The organism is Bradyrhizobium sp. 132 (assembly GCF_023074185.1).
Lineage (GTDB): Bacteria > Pseudomonadota > Alphaproteobacteria > Rhizobiales > Xanthobacteraceae > Bradyrhizobium.
Window position 1 is genome coordinate 83,357 of sequence record NZ_JADPKY010000018.1, and the last position, 8,093, is coordinate 91,449.

The window sequence follows — 8,093 nt, forward strand, 5'->3', positions numbered from 1 at the left end:
TGGATATACCGCTCAAAACCGCGGCTGGCCTCGCATACCTCGATCCGCTAAAAGGCTGCCGCATTTGAGAGATTAAGGGACCCCACGGAATGAACATTCTTCCCGGCAATTTGCGTTTCGGAGCGGGGCAGCCCGTCAAGCGTTTGGAAGATCAGCGGCTTCTCACCGGGAAGGGGCAGTTCATCGACGACAAGCCGGAAGAGGGCGCGCTGTGGCTGTACCTGCTGCGCTCGCCGCACGCCCACGCGAAGATCGTCTCGATCGACACCGGCGCCGCCACTGCGATGCCCGGCGTGACCGCGGTCTATACCGGCGCCGACCTCGTCAAGGACGACATCGGGGTCATCCCGACACTGAGCATCTTCAAGCGCCCCGACGGCAAGCCGATGACGGTGCCGCCACGCCGCCTGCTGGCGCACGAAATCGTGCGCTACGCCGGCGAGGCCGTGGCCGCAGTGGTGGCTGCCTCGCGTGCTGACGCCCAGAACGCGGCCGAAGCGATCGTGGTCGAATATGACGTGCAGCCGGCGGTGGTCGATCCCGTCGAGGCGGTGAAGCCCGGCGCGCCCGTAGTGTGGCCGGAGGCGCCCGACAACATCGTCGGCGCGATGGCTTACGGCGATGCCGCCAAGGTGGGCGAGGCTTTTGCCAAGGCGGCGCATACCGTCGAGCTCGATCTCGTCAGCCAGCGCCTTGTGCCGTCGGCCATGGAGCCGCGCTCGACCATCGCCGAGATCGACAAAAAGACCGGGCGGCTCCTCTTGCACGTGCAGTCGCAGACGCCCGCCTCGACCCGCGACGTGCTGGCCGAGGCCGTGCTGAAGCGTCCCAAGGACAGCGTGCGCGTGCTGGTCGGCGATATCGGCGGTGGCTTTGGCCAGAAGACCAATCTCTATCCGGAAGACGGCATCGTCGCCTATGCCGCGACCAAGCTGAACAAAAAAATCCGCTGGCGCGGCGACCGCACGGACGAATTCGTCGGTGGCACTCATGGCCGCGATCTGACCTCGACCGCTTCCTTCGCGCTCGACGAGAAGGGCAAGGTGCTGGCCTATCGCGTCAGCTCGATCGGCTGTACCGGCGCGTATTCCTCGGGCGCGGCCAACATCATTCCGCTGGTGCTGGGGCCGTTCGTTCAGACCGGCGTCTACGATTTGCCGCTGGTGCATTTCGAAGTGAAGTCGGTGATGACCCACACCGCGCCGGTCGGCGCCTATCGCGGTGCGGGGCGCCCCGAGGCCGTGTTCATCGTCGAGCGCCTGTTCGACGCTGCCGCGCAGAAAATCGGCATGGATCCGCGCGCGATCCGCAAGGCCAATTACATCAAGCCGGCGCAACTGCCCTATACGAATGCTGCGGGGCAGGTTTACGATTCCGGCGCTTTCGCGCACATGCTCGACCGTGCCGTGAAGCTTGCGGACTGGGACGGCTTTGCCGCGCGCAAGAAGGCGGCGAAGAAGAAAGGCCTGCTCTACGGCCGCGGGCTCACCTCCTATATCGAATGGACCGGCGGCCGCGCTCATACCGAGAAGGTCAGTATGCATGCGACCGCGCAGGGCCGCGTCGTCCTGCATTCCGGCACCATGGCGATGGGGCAGGGGTTGCAGACCACCTACACCCAGATGATCTCCGACACGCTCGGCATTGCCATGGACAAGATCGACGTGGTCCAGGGCGACACTGATCTGGCAACAGGCTTTGGCAGCGTCGGCTCGCGTTCGCTGTTCGTCGGTGGCACGGCGGTTGCGGTCTCCTCCAACGATTTGATCCAGAAGGCGCGCGAGAAGGCGGCGAACGTGCTGGAGACCTCGGTCGAGGACATCGAATACCAGGGCGGTATGCTCACCGTGGTCGGCACCGACCGCCGCATCAGCCTGTTCGATATTGCCGAGAAGGAGAGCGGCGCAAAACTCAGCGTCGATTCCGAAGGCGAGGTCGATGGTCCCAGTTGGCCGAACGGCACGCATATCTGCGAGGTCGAGATCGACCCCGAGACCGGCGTCTCCAAGGTCGTGCGCTACACTACGGTTGACGACGTCGGCGTCGCTGTGAACCCGATGCTGGTGACGGGGCAGATCCATGGCGGTGTCGCGCAGGGAATCGGCCAGGCACTGTACGAGGGCGTGTCCTATGATTCCGACGGCCAGCTTCTCACCGCGAGCTACCAGGACTATTGCATCCCGCGCGCCGACGACGTCCCGCCGATCGTGGTGACGCTCGACGATTCCGCGCCCTGCCGCACCAATCCGCTCGGCGCCAAGGGCTGCGGCGAATCCGGCGCCATCGGCGGTCCCCCTTGCGTCACCAACGGCGTGATGGATGCGCTCGCCGAGCTCGGCATCACCCAGCTCAACACGCCCCTGACGCCGCAGAAGATATGGAAGGCGATCAGGGATGCGAAGATGGCGGGTTAATACCGTCATTGCAAGCGCAGCGAACCAATCCAGAATCTCCCCGCGGAGGCAGCCTGGATTGCTTCGTCGCAACGGCTCCTCGCAATGACAGGCGAGAGGGTCGCGCGCTAAATCCCCAGCATCATCTTCGCAATAATATCGCGCTGGATCTCCGAGGTGCCGCCGAAGATCGTGTAGGCGCGGCCGTTGAGATATTCCGGCACCACCGTCAGCATCTCCTCCGGCATCGCCGGCTCGTGGTTGAGCCTGTAGAGCGGGCGCATCGGCTCGACCGCGAGCGCGTCGTGGCCGATCACATCGGCCCCCAGCCGGGTCACCGCCTGGCGGATCTCGCTGTTGCGCAGCTTGAGGATCGACGACACAGCGCCGGGATTCTGCCCGGTCTGCAGCGCCGACAGCACACGCAACTCCGTCATCTCCAGCGCGTCGATGTCGACCTCGACCTCCGAGATGCGCGTCGCGATGTCGGGACTGTCGATCGCGCGTCCCGTCAAATCCGACTCGGCAAGCTCCGCAATCGCCTTCAGCCCTTCGCGCAGCTTCGCCGACGCGATGCCGGAGCCGCGCTCGAATTCGAGCAGGTACTTGCCGTAGGTCCAGCCCTTGCCTTCCTCGCCGACGCGATTGGCAACGGGTACCCGCACGTCGTCGAAGAACACCTGGTTGACCTCGTGGTCGCCGCCGATGGTGAGGATGGGGCGCGTCGTGATGCCTGGCGCATTCATGTCGATCAGGACAAAACTGATGCCGTCCTGCTGCCGCGGGCCGTCGCTGGTGCGCACCAGCGCGAACATGCGGTTGGCGTGATGGGCATGCGTGGTCCAGATTTTTGTGCCGTTGATGATGTAGTCGTCGCCGTCGCGCACCGCCCGCGTCTTCAGCGAGGAGAGGTCGGAACCGGAGCCCGGCTCGGAATAGCCCTGGCACCAATAGTCCTCGCCGGAGAGAATGCGCGGTAGGTAGAAGTTCTTCTGTTCAGGGCTGCCGAAACCGATGATGACGGGCCCGACCATCTTCACGCCCATCACGTTGACGTTCGGCACGCCGGCGCGCGCGCTTTCGGTCTCGAAGATCCAGCGCTGCGCCGGCGTCCAGTCCGGCCCGCCATGCTCGACCGGCCAGCCCGGCGCGCCCCAGCCTTGCTTGTGCAGCGTGCGCTGCCAGGCCATGCCGATATCGGGGTCGGAGAACACCGACGGCGTCAGCGCCGTCGCGCGCTTCATCTCCTCGGTGAGGTTTTTCGCAATGAAGCCGCGCACCTCGTCCTGGAAGGCGCGCTCCTCAGTGTTGAACGACAGGTCCATGATGCGCTCCTTGTGTCAGGCAGGCACGACGTTGCGGCCGAGCTGGGCGTGGCGGCCATAATGGTGAGCGCTGCCGCCGAACAGCGTGTCGAAGGCGACCAGCCGCTTGAAGTAGGCGCCGACCTCGAGCTCCTCGGTGACACCCATGCCGCCGTGGAGCTGGATCGACTGCTCGCCGATAAAGCGCGCACATCTGCCGATCTTCGCCTTCGCGCCCGACGCGGCCCGCGCGCGCTCGACTGGATTGGCATCGACCTTCAGCGCGGCGCGCAGCGCCATCGAGCGCGACTCGTCGACCTGCACCGCCATGTCGGCGAGGCGGTGGCGGATCACCTGGTTGGCCGAAAGGGGCCGGCCGAACTGCTTGCGGATTTTTGTGTACTCCAGCGTGGTCTCCAGGAGCACCTGCATGATGCCGACGGCCTCGGCGTCGAGCGCGGCCATGGCGCGATCGACGGCCCATTCGATCGCGGGGAGCGCGTCGTGTCCGTCACCGAGCAAGGCGGCTTGCGGCAGTTGCACGTCCGACAGTTCGATATTGCAGGCGCGCCCGCCGCCCAGGCGCTCATAGTCGCTGACGGCAACGCTCGGCGTCTTTGCCGGCACCAGGAACAGGCCGATGCGGCCGGAGGGGCCCTGATAATCATGGATATGCGCGGAGACGATGATCTCGCCGGCGGCGTGGCCGTCGAGCACCGCAACCTTGCTGCCGGAGAGTCGCCAGCCTTGCGCCGTCTTGTTGGCAATGGTCGCGACCTTGGCGAGATCGAACCGCGCCGCGCGCTCCGAATGCGCAAAGGCGAGTTTCAGCGATCCGTCGGCGACCTTCGGCAGGATTGCCTGCTTCTGCACCGTGCCGCCGCATCGCTCGACCAGTGCTGCGCCAAGCACCACCGTTGCGATATACGGCTCCGACACCAGCCCGCGGCCAAAGGCTTCCGTCAAAATGCCGATCTCGACCGCGCCGCCGCCGAGCCCGCCAAACTCTTCCGCGATCGGCAACGCCAGCCAGCCCAGCTCGGCGAATTGCTTCCACACCGCCGGGCTGAAGCCGAGCGGATCGTTCGCCATCTTGCGGCGGTGATCGGCATCATAGCTTCCGGCCACGAAGCGCTCCGCGCTCTCGCGCAGCAGACGTTGCTCGTCACTGAGATTGAGATCCATCGTGTCTACTCCGCGGCTGCCGGCGGCTTGCGCACGGAGGGATGCAGGCCGGATGGATCGACCACCATTCCGAATTCCTGAAGATTATGCGCGTGGCAGAGCTGATGCAGCGCAAAGGCCTGGTCGATCGCCGCCGGCTGGCCCATCACATCGACCGAGCGGTTCACGGCTTCCTTGGTCAGCTTCAGCGCAAAGGACGGTTTTGATGCGATTTTGCGCGCCAGCGACAGGACGGCGGATGAAAGCTCTGCGCGCGGCACGACCCGGTTGACCATCCCGAGTTGATGCGCCTCCTGTGCACTCCAGCTATCGGCGGTGAACAGAAACTCCTTGGCCTTGCGCGGGCCGAGCTCCCAGGGATGCACGAACCATTCGACGCCGCAGACGCCCATGGTGACCACGGGATCGCAGAACTGCGCATCGTCGCTGGCGAGGATGAGATCGCAGGCCCATGCCAGCATCAGGCCGCCGGCGATGCACTTGCCGTGCACCTCCGCAATTGTCGGCTTGGCGAGGTTGCGCCAGCGCCGCGTGATCTGGAGATAGATCTCCTGCTCGCGCGCGAAGCGGCCATGGGCGTTTGGTTCAGCGAAGCCGCCCCAATTTCCGATCGGCGGAAAATCGACACCCGCAACATTCTTGCTGCCGGGGCGCAGATCATGCCCTGAGGAGAAGTGCGGACCGTTGCCGGCGAGAATGATCACCTTGACCGCATCGTCCTGCACCGCCTCATCGAACGCGGCGTTGAGATCGTAGGTCATTTGCAGGTTCTGCGCGTTGCGCGCGTCGGGCCGGTTCATCACGATCCTCGAGATCGCCGGCTCCGGCCTCTCCACGAGGATGGTCTCGAACGAGGTCATCGCGTTCCCCCCGGCGTTTCCGTCTTGGTATTATTGTTCTCTTGAGTTGACTATTACAGCCGGGATTAAGCAAGGGGCTTGCGTAAATCGGCTGCTTTTCGCAAGCCTCGGCCTGCTCGCAAGATGTCTGGCGTCTCGCGCGTGCAATCTGATAGTTTGCGCAAGATTCCACCGGGAGAAATTTGATGCGCAAGATCCTGACCGTGCTGGCGGCGCTGGCCTCGCTGAGCCTCACCAATTGCGGCTACAACGCCATCCAGAGCGAGGACGAGCAGATCAAGGCCAACTGGTCCGAGGTCGTGAACCAGTATCAGCGCCGCGCCGATCTGGTGCCCAACCTCGTCAACTCGGTGAAGGGTTTTGCGCAGCAGGAGAAGGACGTGTTGCTCGGCGTCACCAATGCCCGCGCCAAGGTCGGCAGCATCCAGGCGACGCCCGAGGTACTGAACGATCCCGCCGCATTCCAGAAATTTCAGGCCGCCCAAAGCGAGCTCTCCGGCGCGCTGTCGCGACTGCTCGTGGTCACCGAAAACTACCCGCAGCTCAAGTCGGATGCGCTGTTCAAGGATTTGATGTCGCAGCTCGAAGGCACCGAGAACCGCATCACGGTGGCGCGCAATCGCTACATCAAGGCGGTGCAGGATTATAACGTCACCATCCGCTCATTCCCGAACAACCTCACTGCGATGATGTTCAGCTACAAGGAGAAGCCGAACTTCTCGGTCGCAAACGAGAAGGAAATCTCGACCGCACCGAAGGTCGATTTCAATCCGGCGCCCTCGAAGTAAGGGCATTCGACCCCGATGCGTGCCGCCAAGGCCCTCCTGCTCGCGCTTGCGCTGATATGGCCGTTCGCTGCCTCAGCCGATGTCGCCGTGCCGCAACTGACCGGCCGCGTGGTCGATCAGACCGGCACGCTCTCCAGCGGCGACATCGCCGCGCTGTCGCAAAAGCTGCAGGACTTCGAGACGCGCAAGGGCAGCCAGCTCGTCGTCCTGATCGTGCCGACGACGGAGCCGGAGACGATCGAGCAGTTCGCGATCCGCGTTGCGGAGGCCTGGAAGATCGGGCGCAAGAAGGTCGACGACGGCGCGATCCTGGTGGTCGCCAAGGGCGACCGGCATTTGCGCATCGAGGTCGGTTACGGCCTCGAGGGCGCGCTCACCGACGTCACCTCGCGCCGCATCATTGACGAAGACATCACGCCGAAATTCAGGAGTGGCGATTTCGCCGGCGGCATCGCGGCGGGCGTCGATCGCGTGATCCGCGTCATCGACGGCGAGCCGCTGCCGACGCCCTCGCGCAGCGTGAATTTCGGCAACTGGAACGACATCGAGCCGCTTTTCTTCTTCCTGCTGTTCGGCCCGCTGGTCATCGGCGGGATCCTGCGCTCCATGTTCGGGCGGCTATTCGGTTCGGGGATAACTGGAGCGATCGTTGGTGTCCTCGCCTGGTTCGTGATCGGCTCTGCAGTCATCGGGTTGGGCGTCGGTGTGCTTGGCGCTATCCTGACGTTTATCGCCGATCTGTTTGGGGCGGGATCGGGCACGGGGTCCTCGCGCGGCCGCTCCTGGTCGAGCGGCTCGTCATCCGGCGGCTGGAGCAGCGGATCGTCGTCGAGCGGTGGCTTCAGCGGCGGTGGCGGCAGTTTTGGCGGCGGCGGCGCCTCGGGGAGCTGGTAGGTCATGAGCATGAAGCGCATCACCCGGCATCTGCTCCAGCACCATTGGCGTGCAAAGTGGGTGTTTCCAAAAGGGGTGCTCGACCGCATCGAGCAGGCGATCAAGCGCGGCGAAGCCATGCATTCCGGCCAGGTCCGGTTCGTCGTCGAAGGCGCGCTCGACGGCGGGCCGCTGTTTCGCAATCAGCCGGCGCGCGAGCGCGCGCTCGACGTGTTCTCGCATTTGCGGATCTGGGACACTGCGCACAACAACGGGGTCCTGATCTATCTCCTGCTCGCCGACCGCGATGTCGAGATCGTCGCCGATCGCGGCATCGACGCGAAGGTTGATGTGAAGCGCTGGGAACAGATCTGCCGCGCGATGGAAGCCGAGTTCGGATCTAGCCAGTTCGAACGCGGCGTGATCGGCGGCATCGAGGCCGTGTCGCAGGAGCTGGCGCGGCATTTCCCGCCGAGCGGCCAGCTCCCGAACGAACTGCCGGACGCACCGGTGGTGATGTAGCCCCGGCTGATAGCCCCACACTCCGTCATTGCGAGCGCAGCGAAGCAATCCAGACTGTCGCCGCGGAAAGATTCTGGATTGCTCACATGGGGATTTGGTGTGTCAAGGCGGATGTTCAGCTTTTTGTTTGATTGCTGCCAGCTTTTCGTCCCGACCGCTGGGTCTTTC

7 protein-coding genes are annotated in these 8,093 nt (G+C 64.5%); 4 read left to right on the forward strand and 3 right to left on the reverse strand.

Annotated elements, in window-relative coordinates; all coding sequences use genetic code 11:
- The first annotated feature begins 89 nt into the window (after nt 1-89).
- Entirely contained in the window at nt 90-2,414 is a 2,325-nt protein-coding gene (locus IVA74_RS02145; RefSeq protein ID WP_247339412.1) for a xanthine dehydrogenase family protein molybdopterin-binding subunit, read from the forward strand.
- Nucleotides 2,415-2,521: 107 nt separating this feature from the next.
- On the opposite strand, the gene IVA74_RS02150 is transcribed toward IVA74_RS02145, so the two are convergent.
- The 3 genes from IVA74_RS02150 to IVA74_RS02160 are packed head-to-tail and all read right to left on the reverse strand — an operon-like array spanning nt 2,522 to nt 5,742.
- Nucleotides 2,522-3,718, reverse strand: coding sequence for an acyl-CoA dehydrogenase family protein (locus tag IVA74_RS02150; RefSeq protein ID WP_247339414.1), 1,197 nt, complete (start codon nt 3,716-3,718; stop codon nt 2,522-2,524).
- 15 nt (nt 3,719-3,733) lie between these two features.
- A complete protein-coding gene (locus tag IVA74_RS02155; RefSeq protein ID WP_247339416.1) occupies nt 3,734-4,882 on the reverse strand; it encodes an acyl-CoA dehydrogenase in 1,149 nt (382 codons plus the stop codon).
- A gap of 5 nt (nt 4,883-4,887) precedes the next feature.
- Nucleotides 4,888-5,742, reverse strand: a complete 855-nt coding sequence (locus IVA74_RS02160; RefSeq protein ID WP_247339418.1) for an enoyl-CoA hydratase — start codon at nt 5,740-5,742, stop codon at nt 4,888-4,890.
- 185 nt (nt 5,743-5,927) lie between these two features.
- Between IVA74_RS02160 and IVA74_RS02165 the strand changes: the two genes are divergently transcribed.
- From IVA74_RS02165 to IVA74_RS02175, 3 genes are read left to right on the forward strand one after another with little or no spacing between them, the layout of a single operon-like run.
- Entirely contained in the window at nt 5,928-6,530 is a 603-nt protein-coding gene (locus tag IVA74_RS02165) for a LemA family protein (protein ID WP_247339419.1), read from the forward strand.
- Between the two features lie 15 nt (nt 6,531-6,545).
- Nucleotides 6,546-7,424 carry a YgcG family protein gene (locus tag IVA74_RS02170; RefSeq protein WP_247339420.1) on the forward strand — a complete coding sequence of 293 codons (879 nt, stop codon included), beginning with the start codon at nt 6,546-6,548 and terminating at the stop codon, nt 7,422-7,424.
- Between the two features lie 3 nt (nt 7,425-7,427).
- On the forward strand, nt 7,428-7,925 hold the full coding sequence (locus tag IVA74_RS02175; RefSeq protein WP_247339421.1) for a TPM domain-containing protein: 498 nt from the start codon (nt 7,428-7,430) through the stop codon (nt 7,923-7,925).
- Nucleotides 7,926-8,093 lie beyond the last annotated feature (168 nt).